The 424-nt window shown below is 51.9% G+C and carries 1 protein-coding gene; it reads left to right on the top strand.

The genetic code is table 11. From position 1 onward, the window contains the following. Positions 1-75 precede the first annotated feature (75 nt). Entirely contained in the window at positions 76-366 is a 291-nt protein-coding gene (gene asr, locus ACTD9P_RS30085; RefSeq protein WP_438870494.1) for an acid resistance repetitive basic protein Asr, read from the top strand. Positions 367-424 lie beyond the last annotated feature (58 nt).

Below are 424 nucleotides of genomic sequence, written 5' to 3'. Positions count from 1 at the left end.
AGTTATTTCAACGGCCCCGCGGTGGGGTTAAATGAAAAAACAAATTGAGGGTATGACAATGAAAAAGTATTAGCTCTGGTTGTTGCCGCTGCTATGGGTCTGTCTTCTGCCGCCTTTGCTGCAGAGACTGCGACCACACCTGCTCCGACTGCGACGACCACCAAAGCAGCGCCGGCGAAAACGACACATCATAAAAAACAGCATAAAGCAGCACCTGCCCAGAAAGCGCAGGCGGCTAAAAAGCATCATAAAAATACGAAAGCTGAACAGAAAGCCCCTGAACAAAAAGCGCAGGCAGCGAAGAAACACGCCGGGAAACACAGCCATCAGCAACCGGCAAAACCTGCTGCACAACCCGCAGCGTAAGTTTTCAACAGTAATGCTGGCGCGCCCCCTCGCGCCTGAAAATTACGGTGCTAAGCGG

It is taken from the genome of Pseudomonas onubensis (genome assembly GCF_965653655.1).
GTDB lineage: Bacteria > Pseudomonadota > Gammaproteobacteria > Pseudomonadales > Pseudomonadaceae > Aquipseudomonas.
This window is presented reverse-complemented; position numbering and strand designations above follow the sequence as displayed.